This window comes from Chthonomonas sp. (assembly GCF_035294165.1).
In the GTDB taxonomy this organism is placed as follows: Bacteria; Armatimonadota; Chthonomonadetes; order Chthonomonadales; family Chthonomonadaceae; genus Chthonomonas.
The window spans coordinates 1-23,203 of the sequence record NZ_DATGLN010000117.1 but is presented as its reverse complement, the minus strand read 5'-3'; the positions used below and the strand labels follow the sequence as shown (position 1 = coordinate 23,203).

21 protein-coding genes and 1 other RNA gene are annotated in these 23,203 nt (G+C 55.9%); 5 read left to right on the top strand and 17 right to left on the bottom strand.

The window, feature by feature from the left end:
• Positions 1-374: 374 nt before the first annotated feature.
• The gene (locus VKV29_RS06025; protein WP_324200404.1) at positions 375-1,676 is read left to right on the top strand and encodes a sugar-binding domain-containing protein; all 1,302 of its coding nucleotides are present in this window, start codon (positions 375-377) and stop codon (positions 1,674-1,676) included.
• Positions 1,677-1,719: 43 nt separating this feature from the next.
• On the opposite strand, the gene VKV29_RS06020 is transcribed toward VKV29_RS06025, so the two are convergent.
• Positions 1,720-2,568, bottom strand: coding sequence for a hypothetical protein (locus VKV29_RS06020; protein WP_324200403.1), 849 nt, complete (start codon positions 2,566-2,568; stop codon positions 1,720-1,722).
• Positions 2,569-2,831: 263 nt separating this feature from the next.
• Here VKV29_RS06020 and VKV29_RS06015 point away from each other — a divergent pair, with 263 nt between their 5' ends.
• Positions 2,832-3,245 carry a CoA-binding protein gene (locus VKV29_RS06015; RefSeq protein ID WP_324200402.1) on the top strand — a complete coding sequence of 138 codons (414 nt, stop codon included), beginning with the start codon at positions 2,832-2,834 and terminating at the stop codon, positions 3,243-3,245.
• On the opposite strand, the gene mqnB is transcribed toward VKV29_RS06015, so the two are convergent.
• The 8 genes from mqnB to VKV29_RS05975 form a co-directional block, all read right to left on the bottom strand.
• Positions 3,242-3,922 carry a futalosine hydrolase gene (gene mqnB, locus VKV29_RS06010; RefSeq protein ID WP_324200401.1) on the bottom strand — a complete coding sequence of 227 codons (681 nt, stop codon included), beginning with the start codon at positions 3,920-3,922 and terminating at the stop codon, positions 3,242-3,244. The genes VKV29_RS06015 and mqnB overlap by 4 nt on opposite strands.
• 50 nt (positions 3,923-3,972) lie before the next feature.
• Positions 3,973-4,971, bottom strand: a complete 999-nt coding sequence (locus tag VKV29_RS06005; protein WP_324200400.1) for a DUF4434 domain-containing protein — start codon at positions 4,969-4,971, stop codon at positions 3,973-3,975.
• A 16-nt stretch (positions 4,972-4,987) separates the two neighbouring features.
• Positions 4,988-5,689, bottom strand: a complete 702-nt coding sequence (locus VKV29_RS06000; protein ID WP_324200399.1) for an HAD family hydrolase — start codon at positions 5,687-5,689, stop codon at positions 4,988-4,990.
• Positions 5,689-6,732, bottom strand: a complete 1,044-nt coding sequence (purM, locus tag VKV29_RS05995; protein WP_324200398.1) for a phosphoribosylformylglycinamidine cyclo-ligase — start codon at positions 6,730-6,732, stop codon at positions 5,689-5,691. Before purM ends, VKV29_RS06000 begins: the two co-directional genes overlap by 1 nt.
• Entirely contained in the window at positions 6,729-7,472 is a 744-nt protein-coding gene (locus VKV29_RS05990) for a hypothetical protein (protein WP_324200397.1), read from the bottom strand. Before VKV29_RS05990 ends, purM begins: the two co-directional genes overlap by 4 nt.
• Before the next feature lie 38 nt (positions 7,473-7,510).
• A complete protein-coding gene (purF, locus tag VKV29_RS05985; protein ID WP_324200396.1) occupies positions 7,511-9,028 on the bottom strand; it encodes an amidophosphoribosyltransferase in 1,518 nt (505 codons plus the stop codon).
• Positions 9,029-9,048: 20 nt separating this feature from the next.
• On the bottom strand, positions 9,049-11,289 hold the full coding sequence (purL, locus tag VKV29_RS05980; RefSeq protein WP_343217346.1) for a phosphoribosylformylglycinamidine synthase subunit PurL: 2,241 nt from the start codon (positions 11,287-11,289) through the stop codon (positions 9,049-9,051).
• 407 nt (positions 11,290-11,696) lie between these two features.
• Positions 11,697-12,167, bottom strand: a complete 471-nt coding sequence (locus tag VKV29_RS05975) for a hypothetical protein (protein ID WP_324200394.1) — start codon at positions 12,165-12,167, stop codon at positions 11,697-11,699.
• 204 nt (positions 12,168-12,371) lie between these two features.
• Between VKV29_RS05975 and VKV29_RS05970 the strand changes: the two genes are divergently transcribed.
• The 3 genes from VKV29_RS05970 to VKV29_RS05960 are packed head-to-tail and all read left to right on the top strand — an operon-like array spanning position 12,372 to position 15,875.
• Positions 12,372-12,914 (top strand): hypothetical protein, encoded by a 543-nt coding sequence (locus VKV29_RS05970; RefSeq protein ID WP_324200393.1) that lies wholly within the window; start codon positions 12,372-12,374, stop codon positions 12,912-12,914.
• Between the two features lie 23 nt (positions 12,915-12,937).
• Positions 12,938-14,512, top strand: a complete 1,575-nt coding sequence (locus tag VKV29_RS05965) for a DUF1800 domain-containing protein (protein WP_324200392.1) — start codon at positions 12,938-12,940, stop codon at positions 14,510-14,512.
• A 7-nt stretch (positions 14,513-14,519) separates the two neighbouring features.
• A complete protein-coding gene (locus VKV29_RS05960; RefSeq protein ID WP_324200391.1) occupies positions 14,520-15,875 on the top strand; it encodes a DUF1501 domain-containing protein in 1,356 nt (451 codons plus the stop codon).
• An 11-nt stretch (positions 15,876-15,886) separates the two neighbouring features.
• On the opposite strand, the gene VKV29_RS05955 is transcribed toward VKV29_RS05960, so the two are convergent.
• The 8 genes from VKV29_RS05955 to ffs form a co-directional block, all read right to left on the bottom strand.
• Positions 15,887-17,125, bottom strand: a complete 1,239-nt coding sequence (locus VKV29_RS05955; protein WP_324200390.1) for a glycosyltransferase family 4 protein — start codon at positions 17,123-17,125, stop codon at positions 15,887-15,889.
• Positions 17,122-18,297 carry a S1C family serine protease gene (locus tag VKV29_RS05950; RefSeq protein WP_324200389.1) on the bottom strand — a complete coding sequence of 392 codons (1,176 nt, stop codon included), beginning with the start codon at positions 18,295-18,297 and terminating at the stop codon, positions 17,122-17,124. The genes VKV29_RS05955 and VKV29_RS05950 overlap by 4 nt, the downstream gene beginning before the upstream one ends.
• Entirely contained in the window at positions 18,294-18,809 is a 516-nt protein-coding gene (gene ribE / locus VKV29_RS05945; protein ID WP_324200388.1) for a 6,7-dimethyl-8-ribityllumazine synthase, read from the bottom strand. The genes VKV29_RS05950 and ribE overlap by 4 nt, the downstream gene beginning before the upstream one ends.
• Positions 18,809-20,083 (bottom strand): bifunctional 3,4-dihydroxy-2-butanone-4-phosphate synthase/GTP cyclohydrolase II, encoded by a 1,275-nt coding sequence (locus VKV29_RS05940; RefSeq protein WP_324200387.1) that lies wholly within the window; start codon positions 20,081-20,083, stop codon positions 18,809-18,811. Before VKV29_RS05940 ends, ribE begins: the two co-directional genes overlap by 1 nt.
• Positions 20,084-20,185: 102 nt before the next feature.
• Positions 20,186-20,782 carry a recombination mediator RecR gene (gene recR / locus VKV29_RS05935; protein ID WP_324200386.1) on the bottom strand — a complete coding sequence of 199 codons (597 nt, stop codon included), beginning with the start codon at positions 20,780-20,782 and terminating at the stop codon, positions 20,186-20,188.
• Between the two features lie 7 nt (positions 20,783-20,789).
• Positions 20,790-21,146, bottom strand: coding sequence for a YbaB/EbfC family nucleoid-associated protein (locus VKV29_RS05930; RefSeq protein WP_324200385.1), 357 nt, complete (start codon positions 21,144-21,146; stop codon positions 20,790-20,792).
• Positions 21,143-23,035 (bottom strand): DNA polymerase III subunit gamma/tau, encoded by a 1,893-nt coding sequence (gene dnaX, locus VKV29_RS05925; protein ID WP_324200384.1) that lies wholly within the window; start codon positions 23,033-23,035, stop codon positions 21,143-21,145. The genes VKV29_RS05930 and dnaX overlap by 4 nt, the downstream gene beginning before the upstream one ends.
• A 53-nt stretch (positions 23,036-23,088) precedes the next feature.
• Positions 23,089-23,189: signal recognition particle sRNA small type (gene ffs, locus VKV29_RS05920), an RNA gene on the bottom strand.
• Between the last annotated feature and the right edge of the window lie 14 nt (positions 23,190-23,203).

Here is a 23,203-nt window from a genome sequence, read left to right as displayed (position 1 = left end):
ATCCGCGCACCTGGGTACACTTCAATTGAGGACGAGAAAGAAGGATACCTTCGTTTATAGTATATCATAGGAGTGTTTGTTGTGTCAAGTGATTCTCCAAAAATTTGCTAGTTTTTCACAGAAAAAAACAGAATAGGATGTTCGTTGGCGGAAAAATAGCCTTGCTGCCGGGGGTAGGGTGGCAACAAAGAGGGCGGAAGGGGCAGCTTTTTAGCTAGGAGATGGAAAAGATGCAAATTCTCATGCTAGATAGCCCGTAGAATTGAATCGGTGGGTCTTTTTAGTTAGAGCTTGCATGTGCTATACTTATAATTGCCAAACAACGTGGAAATAGGCGACTAGGCCTTTTGATGTGAAAGGAAAAGTAAACAGATATGACGACCACCACAGGAAAACGACGAGGGCGACGCCCGGCGCTCGATCCGGCCGATCGAAGGCGGCTTGCGGCGCGCATTGCAAAGATGGTACTGGTTGATCGAATGGAGCAGAAGGAGATTCTGCAACAACTGCTAAGCTCCGAGCCCAATTTAGCGCATATTGATGCAAGCACCATCTCTCGTCTCTACCGATTCGCTCTCGATAGCGGAATCGTGCGCGTTCACATTGATGAAAACGCGCCCTTCAAACCACCGCGTGTAGACCATCTCGAACGGGAGCTGATGGCCGCCTATGGACTGCAAACGGCGATCGTGGCCGATATGTCGGGGCATTCCGAAACGCTCGAAAGCAGCCTTGCCGATGACCGCCTGCATCAGGCGTTAGGCCAACTGTGCGCAGACTATCTCGATACCATCATTCGCCAGAACGAAATTGTGGCACTTTCTTCTGGCAGAGCCGTGTTTTATACCTGCGAGAGCCTGTTCAACAAGCATATCTACGATAAGCGCAACGTGCGCGGTGTGAAAGTGGTGTCGTTGAACGGCAATATCGCAGCGGAGGTGTGGTCTATGGAAAGCCCCGACGCTCGCCGTGCTATGGATGCCGATATTAGCGGCTCTTGGCTTGCCCGTGCCTTCCCAGATGCCCAGCTCATTCGCCTGAGCCTGCCGGTGGCAGCAAAAACGCCCGAGATGGTTTCCGAATGGCTGTCTGAAGGGCCAGGCCGCTGGATTTCACCGAAGGTTTGGGAGGAGAAGGCGCGACAAAGGGCGTTAGGCACAAGTACAGGGCTTGCAGCGGAAGACGATGTGTATGTGCCCACTCTTGCGCTCGTTGGCATCGGGGGTGTGCGCCCCAAATCGGGCCATCGCTTTATTGTAGGGCTTCATGAACCGATGATGGGCAACCTCCAGCCCGAGTTGGGCAAGATGATCGATCTTATTGCGCGCTATACCAACAACGGCAAGCCCGGATTTACTTGCGCCGTCGGCGACCTCTGCAATCGCCTCTTTATCACTTTGGCCGCACGCAAACACATGTCGCCCGGCGATCTGAAAGAGCTGGAGTCCTACGTGCAGGCCATCAACGAGCGCTTGCTCTCCGTTACCATAGAGCAGCTTATGCTGGTTCCCAAGGTGGTTGTTGTTGCCGGCGGCGCTACCAAGTTCGATGCCATCTACTCGGTGCTTGAATGGCAGGCGATGGGCTGGAAACAGCCTATCGTTCACGACCTCTGCACCGATAGGGAGACGGCCGAAAGGCTGTTACAGGCACGTCGAAGCTCGCGTCGCAGTTGAGCTTTGAAATCGGTCAAACCAATAGGGGTTAGGAAGGGGAGGCTTAAGCCTCCCCTTCTTCGTGAGGTTGAGCCTCCCCAGCTTCGTGCTCGGTGGCACGTAAAAGCTGTTCGGGGGGGGAGTGGATGGCAGATGGCAGTGTGGGGCGAAGCAGTTCGTCGGGTTGGGCGGAGGATACAGGGGCGACGGTGCCTCTGAGCAGGGTGGCGCGTTCGGCAGCTAGGCGAGCTTTGGCGTGAAGATAGGGAAGACAGGCGCGCGCCGCATCGCGCACTTCCGCATTCACTTCGGGTAGATCGCTCGTGGCTAACTGCTCTACCACGACTAATGCGCGCTCGTCGCCGATCTGTTCAAGGGCTTTCAGAATCGCTACCTGCATCTCCGAATCGCTGCTGGCCAAAAGCAACAGCAGGGCATTCATCTGTTCGTTGTTAATATATTTGGCATCGCTGGCTTTTACCTGAGGCAGTAGGCGACGCAGCGCCCTATCGGCCGCCTGGCGCACGAAGATATCGCGCTCGCGCGTCATTAAGGCGAGAGCACCTACGGCACACGGATCGCCTGCCTTGATCACTGCATGAACTTCCTCGCGCAAGCGGCTTAACGTGCGCTCGGCCATGGCGGCGCTCCCCCCGCCCATCGCAAAGAGCCACCAAAACTGTATGACCTTAAACTGAGTAAGGTAGCATAAGAAGACAATAAAAGCTAACCAAAGAATACGTACCGCCCACATGCGCCTTCGGTAAAGGCGCAGTTTCTTGGCCGTGTCTAAAAGGCTCTCGATCTGCTTCTCGACCTCGCGCCGATGTGCCTCTACCTGCTCCTCAGTCGGCTCTATCTGTTGCTGAACTCTCTCCTGCTGCGGCTGCGATTCGTTTTCAAAAAAAGACATGGTCTGCTTCCTTCTCTCCCCTCTCTTTATAGAATACGCCATAGCGAACCTTTCTGCGTTCAATAAGCACTAAAACCGACGCTTAGGCCGCCCAGAGGCGATAACGCGAAAAAACACCGAATCAGCAAAGGGTTAAACCGGATGCAAGCTTGTATCTTTCCATCAAGCCCGATGTTTTTGGCTGTAATATCACACCAGCGGTCTTTACGGGTAAGCTATAAAAGACAGGAGCCAACATATTTTCGGGTTAAAAGGAGGAACGAGTGTCATTACGCACCCTTGCTGAACAGGTGCTTCATAAAAAGCGCTTCGCACTTTGCGGGGATGGCACTACGGACGAGGCGCTTTTTCAACTCTATCGCCAGCTGAAAGCGGCAGGATATCGTGTTTACTTGGTGCACCCACAACAAAGTGAACTTGACGGTGACCCCGTATACCCCTCGCTGGATAACATCGCCGATCCGCTTGACTGCGTGGTCATTGCAACATCGCCTGAACAAGCGCTAGAGATCGTGCGCATCGCAGGGCATTTGAAGATTCCTTATCTCTGGTTGCAGCCCGGAAGCGATACACTTGCGGCTCTTAACACGGCACGCTATTTTGGGTCGCAGGCGGTTATAGGCTATGACCTCAGAGAGCTTCTCCAATGGCGTCAGCAGAACCTGATGGCCTCTTAGGGGCGGTGCTGTGCTCGGCAAGCCTGAAGGTAGTGGCGCAGATGTGACAGCGCAAGTTGGATGTTTTCAGGGCGCATATCGCGTGTGCTTGCCATATTGCTGATGGCACGTATCTCGCATACAGGGATGCCCTTTTGATGTCCGATCTGCGCCACAGCAGCACCCTCCATACTTTCAAAATCGGCCTGAAAAAGGGAGCGGCGCAACTGAGCCGTTTCCGGTGTACCGGTGCACTGATTGACGGTGCAGCCTCGACCTCGTTTCACATGGAAGCGCATATCCGCTGAGGCGGCAACCCACTCATCGGGCAGAGCGAGGGACAAAGGGGTGGTGTAGAGGGAATGGCTAAAGGGGGCTTCGCGAATTGGGCGGAAAGCAGGAGGTTGAGGCAACTCGAAGCCGATGTCGCCGTAGGTTTCCGATTCGGCAAGCACGATGTCGCCTATCTGAAGGCCGCTGTGGGGATAGGCTCCCGCAATACCGATGTGCAGTAATAGGCGTGGCCGCAGCGAATCGAGAAGGGGGTAGAGCGTGGCGAAGGTGGCGGGGATGCCTACGCCTGTGCACGTCCAAGCGACCGTTTCCTGATAGCCCCAGGCCATCTGCTGGGATATCGGTGCGACCTCATGGTGAGGCCAAAAGGCGGCAAGCTCTTGCGGGGTTGCTGCGCAGACCAATATGGAGACCTCTTCGGGAGGTCTCTGCGGTTTTAAGAGGTTCGGTGCCGTCATGGGTAGTTTAGTGTGACGAGCGAGGGGAAGGTTTGTGCCAAATAGGCCGTGTAGGCCTGCCATAGACGTACGGAGTTAGGGTGACCACAGTGCTGAGGGCTGTTCGGTGGGTTGAGAAGCCCGTGTGTCTGGTAGCAGAGGATGGTTTCAACATGGGGAGCAATGGCTGCGATTTGGCGTAGGATTCGGTCGAAGTTGGCGGGAATGAGTGCGCTTGCATAGGTTGCTCCTTCAAACTCGAACAGCTCTATATCTGCCCAAAGCTTTGGGGTGGGGCCTCTGTGGGCGGCCTGGGTGTGTAGGCGATGGAGGCGAGCGTAGATGGCATCTAGCTCTTCCACTTTGGTTTTTCTCACGCCCACCTCATCTTGATAGGCAATGAAATCCACTCCGGCCTGGCCGAGGGTTAGAAGTTGGGCGATAAACGTTTCATCCTCTTGCACCTGTCGAGTGCCGTAGGGGGCGATGAGAATGCGGTGGTGTGGTGAGAGGGAACGAAGGTACTGCGCGAAGGCGGGCAGGAAGCGCATCATGTTATCGCTGAAATGGCCGCGTATCTCGGCTTCGTTGGGCACATACCAGCCATAGAACGCCTTAGAGGCGCCATAACGCTCTAGCAGCTCTTGCGCCAGAGCTTGATGCCAGGCGAGATAATCGGGTGCGTCGCTAGTCTCCTCTGTTGTGTGCCCGTAGAAGCCGGCGCTAACAAAAACTTTGAGGCCATGCTCCTCAGCCGCCTCTAAAACCGCGGCAATGGGGTCGGCACAGGCCAGATCGTGGCGTGGCATCATGCGAGATGGATAGAAAGCGCGGTTGTCTAAGGCGGAGGACATCAGCACCACATACTCCAAATTGAGCTGGGCCATTTCTGCAATCTTTCCTCGCCACTGTGAATCGGTGAAACGGCGAGTAGTTGCATTCCAGTAGTCCCCATCGTGGGGATTCTGGTGCTGGAAGTCCATCCAAGAGCCTTGAAGACGTTGTGGAGCTGACATCGAAGGGTACCCTTTCCTAAATCGTTGATTCCGAATCGGTTACGGAGGATGTTCCGAAAAGCAGACAGGCGAGTGCTGCCGGAGTATCGCAGAGTGCGGTTGGCTTTTGAGCTTCGAGAAGGGAACGAGGTGCTGCTCCCCAAGTAACCGCGATGGAGCGAATCCCCGCGGCCTGAGCGGCCTGAACATCGTGCACGGTATCGCCGATATAGACGGCAAGAGGGCGTTGCGCTAGAGGAATGTGAAGGCACTCTAAAGCTGCAAGGAGGCCATCTGGAGCCGGCTTTGGGTTGGGGGTATCGTCCGCAGTGATGACCACATCTACATCGTCCGCGATGTTAAGGCGTGGCAAAGTGTTGGCGATTTCGGCGCGATTTTTGGAGGTTACCAAGCCGGTAGGAAAGCCACGGCGCTTGCCTTCTTTGAGGATGGAGATCACAGGCAGCAAAATGCGCTCCTGATCACGATGCGCCTCATAGTACTCGATGAAGGCGCGAATGACGGTGTTTTCGTCTGTGCCAAAGGCTTCCGGCTCGCCAAATACCCTTATCTGGTGTTTAAGCGGTGTGCCGATAAGCGCACGAAGTTCGGTTTCTGAAAGCGTTCGATGGTAGAAACGGTTGTAAATATGATCGAGTGCTGCCGCGATCAGTTTAGTGGTATCAATCAGCGTGCCGTCAATGTCCCATAACAGACACGAGGGGGTCGGTTCAAGCATCAGATAATGATCACCTCATGAACGCCCTGGCGGATGTCGCCGATGATAGAGGCCACTTCACCGGCCTCATTAAGGTAGTTTACGATCAGGGGGGCTTGATCGGGGGGGACGATAAGTACCATCCCGATGCCCATATTAAACGTGCGATACATTTCCGGTTCAGGAACGCCTCCTTTTTCTTGGATAAGCGTGAAAATAGGAGGCACTTTCCAACTACGCCGATCGATGGTGATGGAGCAGTGGGGCGGAACGACGCGCGGAATGTTTTCATAAAAGCCGCCGCCGGTGATGTGGGCCATGGCGTGGATATCGAAGGAAGTGAGTAGGGGTAGGATGGCTGGAGCATAGCAGCGATGGATGGCTAGCAGCTCCTCACCAAGCGTGCGTCCCAAGCATGGAATGTGCTGGTAGAGAGAAAAAGGCTCTGGGCCTTCTAACAAGGCTTTGCGTGCCAGGGAAAAGCCGTTGGTATGCAGTCCATTAGAAGCCAGCCCGATCACGGTGTCTCCGGGGGCCACCTTTGTGCCATCAATAATACGATGTCTATCTACAATACCGACGATGCAACCTACCAGATCGTACTCTCCTTCGGGATAGAGGCCCGGCATCTCTGCCGTCTCCCCTCCGATCAAAGCGCAACCTACGGCTTTACAGGCCTCCGATAGTCCGCGTATAATCTCTTCTGCGACGACAGGAACGAGGCGGCCCGTTCCGAAGTAGTCAAGGAAAAAGAGGGGGCGTGCGCCTTGTACTAAGATGTCGTTAACGCAGTGATTGACGAGGTCTTGACCTATGCTACTATGCGAGCCTAGCTGAGCGGCTATCTTCACTTTCGTGCCCACTCCGTCAATGCTGGAGACCAGAACAGGCTCGGAATATCCCTCGATGCCGCTCAAGGCGAACATGCCACCAAAGCTGCCGATATCGGTTAACACCTGAGGTGTGAAGGTGCTGCGCACATGTTCACGCATCCGATGGACGGCCTCATTAGCGGCATCTATGTCCACGCCCGCATCGCGGTAGGTGAGACGCAGGTCGCTCATCGGTTCGATCCCTCCTCGGCGGAGAGTTCATAGGGTCGGAATCGGAAACCGGAGGGCATTTTTCCCTCCACACGTCCCACAATTCGTCCCTCACGAGTGATTGTGCCCATTAGGGAGCCATCTGGAGTAATCTGAATGCGCCCAACGTTACCGAGATTATCCCTTACCACGACGGTGCCTTTGCAACGGGTTTGCCAGCCGATCAAATTTTCATAAACATCCATTTCGGTTTCCATTTGCACGGTGTAGTTTCCCGTAAGGTTTATCTGAAGGGTATCGGTAAGAGGCCGCGCGGGCATAAGGCCCGACAGGCGTGTTGCTCCGAAGGTACGTGTGCCGCGAACTTCCGGTCCATCGGGAAGCGCTACGGCATAGTCGAGGCGGAGGGTGGGCGGGTTAGCGCCTGTAACAACGGTAGCTACGGCTTGGGTGTGCGGGTGGTGTTTGGTGATGCTAGATTGGGAGGACGAGAGATGAAGCCCAAGTGGCACTCCTTCGATGGAAGCGGCCGTAAATCGCAGCAGGTAGTCCGCGCAGTGACCAAGTGCCGTGGCGGAGTTATCGGGCAGACAGCGCACGGCTTCGCGAAGCACCTCGGTTTCAAGAAGCGCCTCGGTAAGCAGTTCCGCCACATTCTGCCCCGATCTCTTCGCCGTATAAAGGCGGGCCGCTACGGCAGCCGCTGTGGCTCCTGTGGCGACAAGAACAACGGGCAGCGAGATGCGTTTGTTTATATCCATCAGAAAGTCCTCCTTGTGGTTTGTGCCACGGCCAGGGCTTACTCTTCGGTATCGTTTAGGTCTAATAGGCTCTCTTCCGGGCCGGTACCCACAGGGGCGAGGCGTTTTACTGGCTCTTCGAGCATCATCTTCGTCAGCTTGACCTGTGGCGGAATGGGCACCGGGTATTTACCGTCGAAGCAGGCACGACAGAAATTGTCACGACCCATATCAATGGCGCGTAAAACGCCCTGAAGAGATAGATAGCCTAGAGAGGTTGCGCCGATAAGCTGACGTATCTCTTCAACGGAATGACGGGCCGCCACGAGTTCATCTTGGTCGGCCATATCGATTCCGTAGAAGCAGGGATATTTTACCGGTGGTGCCGTGATACGAACATGAACTTCGGCGGCTCCGGCTTCAAAAAGCATTCGCACGAGCTTATCGGTTGTGGTGCCGCGCACAATGGTATCGTCCACCATAACCACCTTCCGGCCGGCCAGGGTCTCTTTAAGAGGAGTATATTTCATGCGCGCGCCCATATCCCGCATGCGTTGGCTTGGCTGGATGAAAGTGCGCTGAATGTAGCGGCTCTTAATAACGCCTTCTCCGTAGGGAATACGCGATACCTCGGCGTAGCCTAGTGCTGCCGGGGTGCCGGTATCGGGGATCGGGATCACAACATGGGCGCCTGGGCAGGGATGTTCGCGAGCCAGCTCTTGCCCCATTCTTCTGCGCACGGTGTGCAAGGTGCGGTTGTAGAGCATGCTATCGGGCCGGGCGAAATAGATAAATTCGAGCAGGCAGGTAGCACGCCGCTGCATGGGTACGGCCTGAATCTCTTGCAATCCGTGTTGGCCGATAGAGATGATCTCGCCGGGTTCCACTTCGCGAAGATAGTGGGCGCCAACGGTGGTGAGGGCACAGCTTTCGGAAGCAATGACATAGTGCCCGTTGCCCAGTCGACCTAGGCACAGGGGACGTATGCCGCATGGGTCACGCACGCCCAGCAGTTTTTCAGGGGTCAGCACAACAAGCGAGTAGGCACCTTTAATGCGCCCCATAACTTCGCACATGGCAGCCTCGATGTTACCACGGTAGACCCGGGCAAGCAATTGGGCAATGACTTCACTGTCGTTGGTGGTCTCAAAATGGCAGCCTTCTGCTTCGAGTTCGTTGCGAATTTCAGAGGTATTGATGAGGTTGCCGTTATGGGCGACGGCTATGGGACCACAGCTTGAGAAACCAACAAGCGGCTGGGCGTTACAAAGCACGCTTGACCCAGTGGTAGAGTAGCGCGTATGACCGATAGCACTGATGCCTTGAAGGGCGCGAATGCTCTCTTCATTAAAAACCTGTGTTACAAGCCCCATCTCTTTATGAAGGCGAATGTTGTGGCCATCCGACACGGCGATGCCGGCGCTTTCTTGTCCTCGGTGTTGAAGGGCAAACAGGCCGAAAAAGGCGATGCGGGAAACCTCTTCACCCGGGGCATAGATGCCAAAGATTCCGCACTCCTCTTTAGGGCTATCGGCGTCCTGGTGGTTGCACCCGTCTTCTAGCAAATAGTTATCCATATCTGTTACCCTAGCCTTTCTCAAGCCGCGGAGTGGCCGCTTTGCATTCGGCGGGGAATGGCTTGACGCCATGCTTGAGCTAACTGCACGATGGGCAGGTCAATGAGGTCTGTCGTTCCATGGGCGATGTAAAGGCGGTCGCCGCCGACTGTTCCGATCCAACGGGGACGTACGTCGAACTCAATGGCGAGATGCTCGACCCGTTTAAGTGCTTTATCGTCTTTTACCGAGACCACCACGCGCCCTTGCGCCTCTCCAAAGAGAACGGCGGCACGCGGCAGGGTAAATTCGGTTGGTGAAAGGAGCACCCGGGCACCCAAGTTCCCTAAAATGGCACACTCGGCCAAGCAAACGGCCAGCCCTCCTTCGGAAATATCGTGACAAGAGGCCAGCAGGCGCTCGCCGATCAGTTGAAGCAGCAGTTTATGTAGTCGCTCTTCCCCGGTCAGGTCTATATGTGGTGGGCGGCCGGCCTCTTTGCCGTGAATCAGGCTCAAATATTCGCTGCCGCCTAGACCACCGGAGGGGTCTGGGTAGGCCTCAAGAAGTAGGAGGATATCTCCCTCGCGTCGAAATGCCGGCTGGCAACGGCGACTGAGATCGTCAAGGATGCCCAGCATCCCAATGGTTGGGGTGGGATAGATGGGGCCGTCGGGAGTCTCATTGTAGAAAGAGACATTTCCCGATACTACCGGTATTTGGAAGGCCTCGGCGGCGGCTGCGATGCCTTCAACGGCGCGTCGAAACTGCCAGAACCGGTCGGGCTTTTCCGGGTTGGCAAAGTTCAGATTATCGGTGATGCCTGCGGGGCGCGCACCTACACAAACAACGTTTCTTGCCGCCTCCGCCACAGCGATTTGAGCGCCGATGAAGGGGTCAAGATAGCAGTAGCGGCTGTTACCGTCTATGGTGAGCGCGATTCCCTTCTTGGAACCACGAATGCGCAGCACGGCGGCGTCGGCTCCCGGAGCATAGACCGTTTGAGTTTGCACCATGCTATCGTACTGTTCGGTAACCCACTCTTTGCTGGCAAGGGAGGGGCTATCTAAGAGACGCAACAGGCATTCCGAGCAAGAAGGGGCGGTGCTCTCCGCCTCTTCGGTGTGTGGGTCGGGCAAGGAAAGCGGGTTAAATCGTTGAAGGGCGCGCACGGTATCAGGTTCTTCGGTCTCTAGGTAGTAAGTAGGGCAAGAGTCGGTAAGCGCTTTAGCGGGTACTTCGGCCACTACGGTCTCTCCATCGCGCACGCGCACCATCCCATCGCCTGTGACGTGGCCGATGACGACCGCATGAAGCCCCCATTTACGAAAGATGGCAATGACATTCTCCTCTGTTCCTTTACGTGCGATGCAGAGCATCCGTTCCTGCGACTCGGAGAGCATGATCTCATACGGGGTCATATTGGGTTCGCGGAGAGGCACTTTCCGGACGTCAATTTCTATACCTGTGCCGGCTTTCGAGGCCGTTTCGCAGGTGGAGCAGGTGAGACCGGCAGCCCCCATATCTTGAATGCCCACAATGCAACCGGAGGCAAGCGCCTCAAGGGTGGCCTCGATAAGCAGTTTTTCCATAAAGGGGTCACCCATCTGCACGTTGGGGCGTTTGCTTTCGCTATCCGGCCCTAGTTCCACGCTGGCGAAGGTGGCGCCGTGGATACCATCTTTGCCTGTGCTGCTGCCCACGTAGATCACGGGGTTGCCCACTCCTTCGGCGACGGCTCGGGCGATCTTTGTTCGCTCCACCACGCCTACAGCCATGGCGTTAACGAGCGGGTTGCCGCTGTAGCAGGGATGGAAGTAGACTTCGCCGGCTACCGTAGGCACCCCGACACAGTTGCCGTAATGACTGATTCCTGCCACCACATGTTCGAAGAGATAGCGATTGCGCGGCTCTTCTAGCGGGCCGAACCGCAGCGAGTTGAGGTTGGCGATGGGACGTGCGCCCATCGTAAAGATGTCGCGCAGAATGCCTCCCACACCGGTTGCCGCGCCTTGAAAGGGTTCAACGGCTGAGGGGTGGTTGTGCGATTCAACTTTAAACACGATGCCAAGCCGCTCGTCGAGAGGCACCACGCCAGCGTTTTCAAGGGCGCCCCGCGCTTGAGCTTCTCGGTAGTTCTTAAAGAGGGTTAAAATCGGGCGGGAGTATTTGTAGCCGCAATGTTCCGACCACATCACGGCAAACATGCCAAGTTCGGTCAGTGTGGGTGTTCGGCCTAGCAATTGACAAATGCGGGCATACTCTGCATCATTCAAACCCATTTCCCGCACGACTTGCGGCTCTATCACGCGAATATTCTCCTCCTCTTTCGTCTGTGCGCCTCCCTGTGCCCTAACAGTCAGCAAATAACGTTCCAAAGCACCTTTAAGTATAGCCCATGAGCGGCGGAGTGGTCAAATGACTTGGCTAAATCGGGAGATATTCGTGCCACTTGGCTAAGAGTATTGTGGTATCCCTCTCGGGGAAAATGGAGGTTGCTATTGCATCCTTCCCTCGAATGCCCTATCCACGCCAGGTTGCTTTTTGAATAACCGAGAATCGATCTTTGCTCCCGAAACTTTTTTCACCTCTTTAAACCCGGGGCGAAAAACAAGTAGTTGGAGGCTGTAAATTAAGAGCAGGTTGCAAGGCAACCTGCTCTAGCTGGCTTCTAGGAGGAAAGGAAGAGTTAGTTGCTGTTATTGCCGCCGCTGGGAGCTGGGTTTTGCGTGCCCCCATTACGATGGCGTTGACGGTTACGGCGATTCTGTTCCTGTTTCTTTAGCCATTCATCGAACTTTTTCTGCTGATCGGCATTCAGAACTTTACGAATAGCCGCGTCGGTATCCTTGCGAATCTGCATCGCCTTTTGCCGGCGCTGTTGCGGAGTTAGAGAGGTGTCCTGACGGAGCTGGCGCATCTGGTCGCGCTGCTTTTTCATGATGTCCTGAATCTGTTGCTTCTGGCTATCGCTGAGATTGAGGCTATTGAGGAACTGCAGAAACCCGTTGTTACGGCGATGTGGGCGTTGTTGTTGACCGCTCGGTGCAGAAGGGGGCTGGCCTTGAAGCGCACGTGCGTTCGGCGCTGCAAAGCCCAACAGCGCAATCGAAGCGAAGGCAAGGGCCGCTAGCCCACTGCGAAACGTTCGACGGTTCATAGGTTTTCTCTCCTTTGAGGGAATAGAGTTTTTTGAATGGTGTATGTTCGGAAGGAACCGCTGGTTCCTTCGTGAGGTATAGACGAAGACATCGCCCAAAAGTTTTACTGAGTTTTGAACTTCTAGAGAATATTGCTGAAACCAAACATTTGGAAACGGAGTAATCTCTTTAGCTTCACTAGATTAGGGATAGGAGATGAACAGATGACTACTGCGGCGGTGCAGGCAACAGTTGTAACGTTGCTCACCTTAATGGCTACTTGGACCGGTCTGCTGATGGCTGTGGCGCTTCTGCTACCTGCTGCCACACAGGTAGCGGAGCACCATCTACAGACCTCAAAAGTGCGCTCTTTTGTACTAGGGCTGGTGCTCCTCATCGGCATAGCCGTCGGTTTTAACCTTTTCCGGGCGGGAAACCCCGTTGCCAAACTGTTTGGTTTTGGCAGCCTTGAGCTGTTCGGTGCTCTGTTGGTGTTAGGTGCGGCAGGCATTGCCCAACTTATTGGACGACGTGGTGAACCGGAGGTAGATAAACCGAACTTTCGTAATCTGCTGCGAGGCAGTCTCACGCTCAGCCTGGCAATGGGGTTTCCCTTTATCGGGTGGTTTTTGTTCGCCCCATTGGCCATTGTGTTTGCATTAGGGGCCGGTCTTTTGGCGGTATGGCCGGAGCGCCGTCTACATCCTACCCCATTACCGCCCGTTCTTTCTGGCAGCGAGCCTACACATGGGGGATTAAACCACTAAGCTAGTTTTAAGGGAGCACCACCATGAGAGTGGATGTGCAGGGGGGTTTTAGCTCTTTGCGGATTTCTCGAAGAGAGTGGTTTACGCGCTGCTTACAAGCCGGGGGAGCCGCATCTGGAGCGTTATTGTTAGGAACCGGCTGCCATTTGCCAACGCCCACATCGCTGGGCATCGTTCCTTCACCGCCGCAATGGTTGCCACCACCCCGCAACGCCCGGCTTGCCGCCGACGTTTGGCGGGTGTTGAATCGCGCCGCCTTCGGCCCCACACCCGGGCTGGTTACTACCGTCGCCGGTATGGGTATCGCCCCTTGGCTTGAAGATCAGTTGGCCGATGCGATGCCGGAAGACCCCTATCTTGCATGGCATGTGCGTGGCTTAGATACCCTTCAAACCGAGCGAGATGACCCCAATGAGCTGTTTGCAGAGCCAAACGAGCAATTGGTGATCGAGACCGGCAAAGCCGCCTTGTTACGAGCGATCTACAGTCGTCATCAGCTACGGGAGGTGATGGCCGATTTCTGGACGAACCATTTCAATATTTATGCATTGAAACTCGACGGACGTGCCCTCATTCCCACCGACACAGAGCGCGTGATTCGACCGCATATCTTTGGCCGTTTTGAGGAGATGTTGCAGGCCTCTGCCCCTAGCCCCGCCATGCTGACCTATCTAGACAATAGAGATAATAAAAAGGGCATTCCCAATGAGAACTATGCAAGGGAGTTGATGGAGCTTCACACGGTGGGGGTGCACAGCGGCTACACCCAATACGACATTATGCAGGTGGCACGCTGTTTTACTGGGTGGAGCGTTGGCAGTGGATTTCGCGAAGCGCAATTTGTTTTTCGACCGCAGTGGCACGATGAGGGCGCCAAACAGATACCTTTTCTCCATCTCTCCCTTTCCCCCAATGGGGGGCAACGGGACGGTGAAAAGGTACTCAGTGCGCTTGCACACCATCCTGCCACGGCGCATTTCCTCGCCGCCAAACTGTGTCGTCATTTCCTCGGCAGTGAGCCGCCAGAGTTGGTGGAGCGAGCCGCGCGGGCCTATTTGAAGGGCGATACATCCATTCGCGCTCTGTTGAGGCCTATTTTGCTAGATGGGCTGATCCATGCCGAGCGGTGCCAGCCGGTTTTGAAGCGCCCTCTTGACCTCGTGGTCTCCGCCGTACGGTGTTTGGCTGCAGAAACCGATGCGGGAAGTGGCTTACAAACCCATCTAGAGAATATGGGGCAGCCGCTTTATCAATGGCCGATGCCCGACGGGTTCCCGGAGAAGACCTCGGCCTGGGCGAGCGCTCTATTGCCAAGATGGCAGTTCGCTTTAGCACTGGCAACGCAGGGCATCCCGCAAACCCAGGTCGATCTTGAAGCCCCGCTGAAAGCGCGGAATGGTCGGGAGGAGCAGATGGTGGATATCTATTTGGAAACCGTTTTTGGACGCCCTGCGGATGCTGCAGAGCTTGTTAGGGTTCGAGGATTATTGCAAAGTCATTTCCGGCGTGCCCAATCGGCCGGTGTTCCAAACGAGGAATGTCGGGCGGAGCTTGTGGCGTTGATGCTTGCCGCCCCAGAGTTTCAGTGGAAAGGATAGGAGAACGATGCCGAAGTCGCTTCCTTATCGAGAAACGCTGAGTGGCTCAACCCTTCGCTCGGCTACGGGCGAGGGGATGCGGGCTGACCGCTCGGCTTTGACGAGTGTGACCATCGGGCCTCGTGCCCATGAGGTAGGCCCCGATACGTTGGTAGTGATCTTTTTGCGGGGTGGTGCCGATGGACTGAACATCGTGGTGCCCTATGGCGACGATGATTACTATCGGCTGCGTCCTACCCTGGCCATTCCCAAAGCGAAGCGTTCTCAGAGAAGCGCCAAGGAGTGTGTTCTGCCGCTCGACGATTTTTTCGGCCTTCATCCGGCTCTTTCACCGCTGTGGCCGGCTTGGCGAGAGGGGCAACTTGCCTTCGTTCATGCAATAGGCTCTGGCGACCATACGCGCTCCCACTTTCAAGCCATGGCCGCCATGGAGAGAGGGCTTGCTGAGGATGCGGGTGGAGCGGCGAGCGGGTGGTTGGCCCGACATCTATTGACAACGGAGACGAAAGAGGTTGCACCGTTGCGCGCCGTAGCCGTCTCCGACACGCTTCCGGAATCGTTACGGGGGGCGCCGGGGGCAACGGTGCTTCAATCCTTGTCGGATTTCTCGTTATCTGTTGCCTATTCTTTGCCTACGGGCAGCCATAACCGGGTGTTTCATAGGGAGTTGCAGGCCAAGCGGTTATCCGCTTTGCAGGATACACTGCACCGCATGTACGATATGGCGGGCGCTCAGTCCTCGGAGGAGCGAACCCTGATGCAGGCGGGAACGGCATCGCTAAAGGCTATGGAAGCCATCCATGCTCTCGATCCGGAACACTATCGGCCTGAGCATGGAGCGATCTATCCAAAAGACGACATAGGGCACGGACTGGAGCAAGTAGCCTGCTTAATTAAGGGGCGCATCGGTTTAGAAGTTGCCTGTCTTGATATGACCGGATGGGATACTCACGTTGAACAGGGCGGGGCTGTGGGCTGGCAGGCATCGCGTCTGAGCGCTTTGGCGAAGGCCTTGGCCGCATTCCTATGCGATTTAGGGCCGCTGACAAACGGAGTAACGGTGGTTGTTATGACCGAATTTGGGCGTCGGGCCTATGAAAACGCTGCAGGAGGCACCGACCACGGACGGGCCGGGGTGATGATGGTGATGGGTGGAGGGATTCGAGGCGGAAAAGTTTATGCAAAGTGGCCCGGGCTACAAAGTGAGCGGTTAGAAGGCCCCGGAGACTTGAGGGTCACGACCGATTATCGGGATGCCTTGGCCGACATCCTGCTTCACCGTTTGCGGAACGCACATCTAGACAGCGTGTTTCCAAACTTTGAGCCTCACCTGTTGGGGCTTAGCGTGCCCAAGGCCATCTAGGCCGTTATGGGCTAACTAGCCCCGAGGTCTAGGCGTGGGCCTAGCTGTCTTCGTCTTGCAATGGCGCGTAAGTAGCTCGCTTCGAGCTGAGGGCCGATGCGTTCGGCACTGTATTCCTGGAGCACTCTCTCCCTTGCTTTAGCACCCATTTCCCGGCGTAGAGAGGGATTTTGGAGAAGTTTAAGGATGGCCTGTGCCAGCTTATCCGGGCGATTCGGAGGCACTAAAAGGCCGACATCTCCGGAGGCTAAAATCTCTTTCATTCCTCCTGCATGGCTGCCTATTACGCCTCTACCGGCGGCCATTGCCTCTAGGCAGACGTAAGGAAAATTTTCCCACAAACTTGGAAACACACAGATGTCGGTGGTTGCAAGCAGGGCGGGGATTTGCCGGAGAGGAATCGGGTCATGAAACTCCACACGATCACGCCATGCCCAGAGTTGCCGCATAAGGTAGGCGCGCATATCTAGCGAGGGACAGGGTGAGTCGAGAGGTCTTCCCACAAGACGAAAGCGAGCTTGTGGAAATCGGTGCAGCACTTTAGGGATGGCTTTGGCTAGATCGAGCACGCCTTTGCGCAGTTGCAGGCGTCCATGAAAAGTAATGGTGTGCGTGCGGGTATCTGGAGGGATATTGAGAAGCTCCTGGCTTGGCACATAGGGGTTGGGAATGCAACAGATACGACTTTGATCGAGGTGGGCCATCTTGGTGACGAGGTTGGTTATGGCCTCCGAGATGCCTACGATCTCGTCGGCCTGGTAGAGATAAACACGTTCGATGTGGTGAAGGGCGCTGTAGGGATTCCATGTTGGCTTCCGTCCATGACGTACCGCCCGGCGGCGAAGGCGGACTCGCTGCCGCAGCGGTAGCTGTGCATCCCGTACGCGGCGTGCGAGAAAGTTAGGGGTATGGAGGCGTACTACGAAAGGAATATTTGGGACCAAGCGGACGGCCTCGTAAGCCTCCGCTTGATAGTCGGGGCCTTCGAGCACATCGAAGTTCACCTCACAGTGTCGCTGGAGGAAGACAGGTGCGATAAGGCGAGGAAATTCGGCGCGGTCAGGGGTAAGCAGACGATGAACGTAGAAGGCATCTTCCTGCGTGGAGCTAGTACGTTGACGGCTTGCGGCAAATACCTCTACATGATGCCCGCGCTGTGCCAGGAGCGAGGCCGCCTGTTGTACATAGGTAGCGATGCCGCCATCCGCGGTGTCGGGTGGGTACTCGTAGCTTATGAAGGCGATTTTCATGGGTTTTCTAAATCGGGATCGGCAATGACGCCTTCGGGGAAGGGTTGAAGGGTAACGGTAACTTTCCGTTCGCCACGGGCATCAGGCCTTAGAATAAGCAGTTGTACCCTATCTCCGGGCTTGTGCTGCTGAATGGCTTCTACCCCATCTTGCACACCCATAACAGCATGGCCATCTATCTTCAAAAGCACGTCGCCTTCCTCTAAGCCGACGGTATCTGCAGGGGATTCCGGCTCAACGCGGGCGATGAAGGCGCCTTGCTCCAGGCCAAGCCCAAGCTCCTTAGCCAGATTTTCCGGCACCGGCCCCAGCACCACACCCAGCCAAGGGCGTTTGCTATGCGGTTCGGAGGGTTTTCCATGTTCAATGAGTTGTAGGGCTATTTTTCGCACCTTATTGGAAGGGATGGCGAAGCCCAAACCGATATTGCCGCCGTTAGGGTCGGAGCTGAGAATTGCGGTGGTGATGCCGATAAGTTGGCCGGCCGTATTGGCGAGCGCCCCCCCGGAGTTTCCTCGATTGATGGGGGCGTCGGTTTGAATGGCGCCATCGAGGTAGCGCCCTTCGCTCAACTGAAGGTGCTGCCGATGCAGTGCAGAGATCACACCTGCGGTAACGGTGGAGCCAAGGCCGAGTGGGTTGCCAACAGCAACACAGGTTTGACCCACTTCAAGACGGTCGGAGTCGCCGAACTCTGCTGCAATAAGGTGCGAAGCCGGCACGCGAAGAACCGCGAGATCGTTAGAGGCATCGCGCCCGATTACGCGGGCGTAGTAATCGCGTCCGTCGGGAAAGACCACGCGAATGCGTTCAGCCCCATCAATCACGTGGTCGTTGGTGACGATGAACCCATCGGGTGAGATAACGACCCCTGACCCACGGCTGCGAACTTCCCGATCGATGTAAAAAGGCAGTCCGCGGTCATCTCGTGCCGATTCCTTGCCGACCGTATCGAGGCTAACAACGGCCGGTGCGATGCGTCGTACGGCGGAGACGATGGGCGATTCCTCGGTAGGCACCCCTCTCGGCGGTTGAGAGAGAATGGCAATGGCGCGGCGGCGCGCCTGATCGAGTGCTAGGGGATGTGGAGAGACGATATAAAGAATAAGAGCGCCGACAAGGGTACCAACGATAAAGCCGACGAGCGTTGGGATATAGCGTGCTGTTTTCATACCGTTTTTCTTTCGCCTGAACTTCCCTCTGAAAGGATGGTATGTAGTAGATTGGCCATTTCAATGGCGGCAAGGGCGGCCTCTGACCCTTTATTACCCGCTTTCGTTCCCGCTCTTTCAATGGCCTGCTCGATGTTCTCCACTGTGAGGATTCCGAAAGCGATCGGCAGGCCGGTGCGTTCTATCACGCGGTTGAGGCCGTTAACCACAGAAGAGGCCACATATTCGTAGTGGTCGGTGGCGCCTCGTATGATGCATCCGAGAGCGATAAGGGCATCGAAGCGGCCAGAACGCGCCATAGCATGGGCAGCCAAAGAGATTTCAAAGCTCCCCGGCACGTAAACGACCTCGATCTTATCGGGTTGGGCTCCATGACGTTTTAAAGTGTCGAGCGCCCCATCGAGAAGTTGCTTGGTGATAAACTCGTTAAAGCGGCTTACCACAATGCCGAACCGCAGATTTTGGGCGGACAGATGTCCCTCGATGGTGCGATAGGTTGGTGGTAAGCTCATTATTTTTCCTCCTTTGTTGCAACGGCCTCAGTCGTGGACGGCTCGGCCGCATTATCGGGAAGAACGAGGTCTTCCGGGGTAAAAATGTGGCCGAGCTTCTCGCGCTTGGTGCGCAGGTAGGCGATGTTATGCGGGTTTGGAGGGACACGCAACGGGACATGCTCCACAATAGAAAGGCCATATCCCTCTAACCCGGCCACTTTGCGCGGGTTGTTGGTCATGAAGCGAATCTTCTTCAAGCCCAAATCCACCATCACTTGAGCGCCGATGCCGTAGTCGCGCAGGTCGGGTTTGAAGCCGAGCAGCTCATTGGCTTCTACCGTATCCGCTCCTTTCTCCTGCAATTCATAGGCACGCAGTTTGTTGATAAGCCCGATACCGCGTCCCTCCTGTTCGAGGTAGATAAGGGCCCCGCAACCCTCTTCGGTTATCTTTTGAAGGGCGAGCTGAAGTTGGCTGCCGCAGTCGCAGCGAAGCGAGTCGAGCAGGTCTCCGGTGACGCAGGAGGAGTGCACGCGCACGAGGGGAGCCTCCACGCTTTGCAGATCGCCTTTCACGAACGCCACAACGGCTGTAGGCTCTAGGTCGGTTTCGTAGGCATGAACAATGAGTTCGCCGTAGCGTTGTGTGGGAAGCCGTGTGGTGGCCACGCGACGGACGAGGCGCTCGGTGCGACGACGGAAGGCAATGAGATCGGCTACGGTGATGATCTTGAGATCAAAGCGTTGAGCGAGCCTTTGTAGTTCCGGCAATCGGGCCATGCTGCCGTCCTCGCCGACGATCTCACAAAGCACACCTACCGGTTGAAACCCGGCCAACTTGCAGAGGTCTACTGTCGCCTCCGTATGCCCCGCGCGACGTAAAACTCCGCCTTCTACCGCTTGCAGGGGGATGATATGGCCTGGCCGCATGAGGTCGGAAGGTTTGGCGTTGGGGTCTACGAAAACGGCCACCGTGCGGGCGCGATCATAGGCAGAGATGCCGGTAGTTGTGCCATGGCGCGCATCCACGGTAACGCTCATAGCGGTGCCGAGACGTGCGGTGTTTTCGCTCACCATTGGGGGCAACTGCAGTTCCTCAAGCCGTTTGCGGGTGGTGGCGACGCAAGGAATGCCTTTGCCGTAGGTGATGAGGAAGTTCATCACTTCGGGCGTGCACTTTTCTGCAGCGACGACAAAGTCGCCCTCGTTTTCTCTATCCTCATCGTCCACGACGATGATCACCTTGCCCCGCTTTAGGTCTTCAATTGCCTCTTCAATGGTGTTAAACGCCATCTATCGCCTCCAAGCCACTCTTTAACAGTTGTCTTTAAATTAGCTTACGTTAAAACAGGGAAGTAGGTTCAAACGTGCAGGTGGTGAAGGAGTTAGCCTCTCTCAAATCTCACGACGCCACTGGAGGGCTGAGATGAGGGTTGCCTGGTCGGCATAATCTAACTCACCCCCTGCCGGCAGGCCATGGGCAATTTGGGTTACCTTCACACCGAGCGGTCTCAGTCGGTTGGCGAGATAGAGCGCCGTTGTTTGTCCCTCGGTCGTTGAGTTAAAGGCAAGGATGACCTCTTGAACGCCATTGGCCACACGTGGAAAAAGCTCGCGAATGCGCAACATTTCCGGGGTGATGTTATCCATTGGCGAGATCAGCCCCTGCAAAACATGGTACAGGCCGTTATACTCGTTGGTTTTTTCCATGGCGATCAGGTCGCGGGTTTCGGCAACGACGCAAAGCAGTGTGCGATCTCTTTCGGGATCGCGGCATATTTCACAAAGCTCTTGATCGGTAAAATTCGAGCACTCTTTGCAGAGACGGATGGTCTCCTTGACCTGTAGAATGGCTTCGGCGAGCTTTGCTGCTTCTTCCTTCGGCTGGCGCAGAAGGTAAAAAGCCATTCGTTGTGCCGATTTAGGGCCGACACCCGGCAATCGCTCTAGCTCGGCGACAAGCTTTGCCAACGGTTTTGGGTAGTGCAGCATACGTTCCTTAACCTAACAGTCCTGGTGGAATGGGGCCAAGTGCTCCGGTAATCTCTTGGGCACGGGCCTCTTGCTCATTTTGGGCGAGTTGGGCCGCCTCCTTGCTGGCGGTAACAATGAGGTCTTCAATAAGCTCCACATCGCCCATCTGGAGAACGTCGGGTTTAATTTTCACTCCAATGAGTTGTCCATAGCCGTTGACGGTTACGGTGACCATGCCCCCGCCGGCTTCGGCGGAAAACTGGGCGTTTTTCAACTCCTCCTGCATCTTTTCGACGTTCTCTTGCATCTGTTTGGCCTGTTGCATCAGCTTTTGGAAGTCGCCCATGCCAAAGCCGCCCGGCAGTCCACCAAAACGAGTCATGATTGTTGGTCTCCTTGTGTAGAGTTTGGTTTCTGTTTTCCGTTACGAGTTAAAGGCTCTTCTTTTACTTCAACGACGGGAAAAACTTTGCACACTTCCACCATGAACGGGTCAAGCTCCTGTTCCGGGGCAGGGGGGGCGGTAAATATGTTGCTTTCTTCCGCCGATGGGGTTTGGGACGGCGTTTCGACCGGAGGGTTGATGCGCTCTGTGGGCAAACGCGTCGCTTCCGGTTGCAGAGACGGTGTGAGCGATAGGGTGGAAGGCTGTGGCGATTGCAGTCGCATCGTGGGAGGGGAGGCCTGTTCTTCCGAGAGAATGCACACGACCTGCAGTCCCTGCGTGCGTAGCACCTCATTGAGTTTTTTTATAAGCAGCTCACGCCCTTTGGTCTGTATACGCTCTCTGGCAAAGTCATCTTTGAAAGCAAGCACTACCTGTTGACCCTGTAGGTCTACCACTTCCCCTTTTTCGAGAAAGGCTTTGCCTCCTGGGCTTGTTTTCCCGAACCGCTCCACGACGGTTGGCCAGGCACGACGGATAACTTCCAGGCTCACCTCTTCGGCGAAGCGAGCGTCGGCTTTGGGCGATGGATCGGAAGGGGGCGTATCGTCGGATTCGGCGGCAGGCGATGGCTTTTCAGATTGGGGTGAAGTGGCACCGGATGGCGTGGGTTTTGGCACCGGAGTGGCCGTTGCAGAGGCCGGAGTCGGGCCAGGCGCAGGGGAAGCGAGTTCATTGGTGCCAACAGGTTCAGCCGCAGCGAGTTCCGGAGCAGGTGTTGGGGAAGGCGATTCATGCGCAAGCCGATGGAGAGTGGCAAAAGCGCGCTCGATGATCCAACGATGATGATTGCTGAAGCGCACCTCCTGTTCGGCTTCGGCGAGCACACGCATCATCTCAAGAAGAGTGTTGGTGGTGAAGCGCCGTGCTTGTGGCTCTAGCCATTTCACGCGTTCTTCACCCATCTCTTGCAGGGCGGCCTGTTTAGCGCCGGCGGCAAGAACGGCCAGGTCACGCAGATGGCCTTGGAGTGAGGCGAGCAGTTGACGCGCATCGGCACCTCCCTCTAGAAGCTCACCGGCCAGACTGAAAACGGCACCGAGGTCTTCGGTGGTAAGCACTTGTGTTACACGAGCGAGCGTATGGAAGTCCACGGCGCCGATGGCCTGCTGTACGGTTTGGGCGGTGATAGTTCCTTCGGAATAGGCCATAACCTGTTCGAGGAGGGAGAGCGCATCACGCCAGGAGCCTTCGGCAGCACGGGCAATTTGATGAACGGCATCCGGTTCAATTTGAAACCCCTCCGCCTTCGCCACGCGCTCGATGGCCGTTCCAAGGTCTTGCAAGCTGCCTCGCCGGAACTGGAAGCACTGACAGCGTGAACGGATAGTGATGGGAACCTTATGAAACTCTGTGGTCGCGAGAATGAACACAACGTGGGCGGGCGGCTCTTCAAGGGTCTTTAGCAAGGCATCGAAAGCTTTTGCCGAGAGATCGTGCACTTCATCAATGATATAGACTTTGTATCGCGCTTCGCTCGGGGCGTACTGCACGTTTTCAATAACCTTTTCGCGAACGTCGTCAATACCCGTTTCCGAGGCGGCGTCCATCTCAACGACATCAAGGCAGGTACCTTCGCGAATGGCGATGCAGAAGCGGCAGGTTCCGCAGGGATTGGGGGTTGGCCCGGTTTCGCAGTTCAGGGCGCGAGCGAACAGGCGAGCTGTAGAGGTTTTTCCACATCCGCGTGCGCCATAGAAGAGATAGGCATGCCCAAACCGTTTCGTGGCGATGGCGTTACGGAGGGTCGTTGTGACGGCATCTTGCCCCATCAGTTCATCGAAATTTTGCGACCTGTATTTGCGATAGAGCGCAACGTAGGCCATAGGGCACTCATCCTATCCCCACCGTGGGGGCACTTGAAAGGGCGCAGGGCGCTCAGAGCCGGGTGAACAGGCCGCACCGGGCAGGCTAATCTTAAGGCTGCTTTCTTCCGAACCTGACCTGGTTCGATTGCCTACCTGTGCAGCTGGCCCGGCTCTCAACGCCCTGCG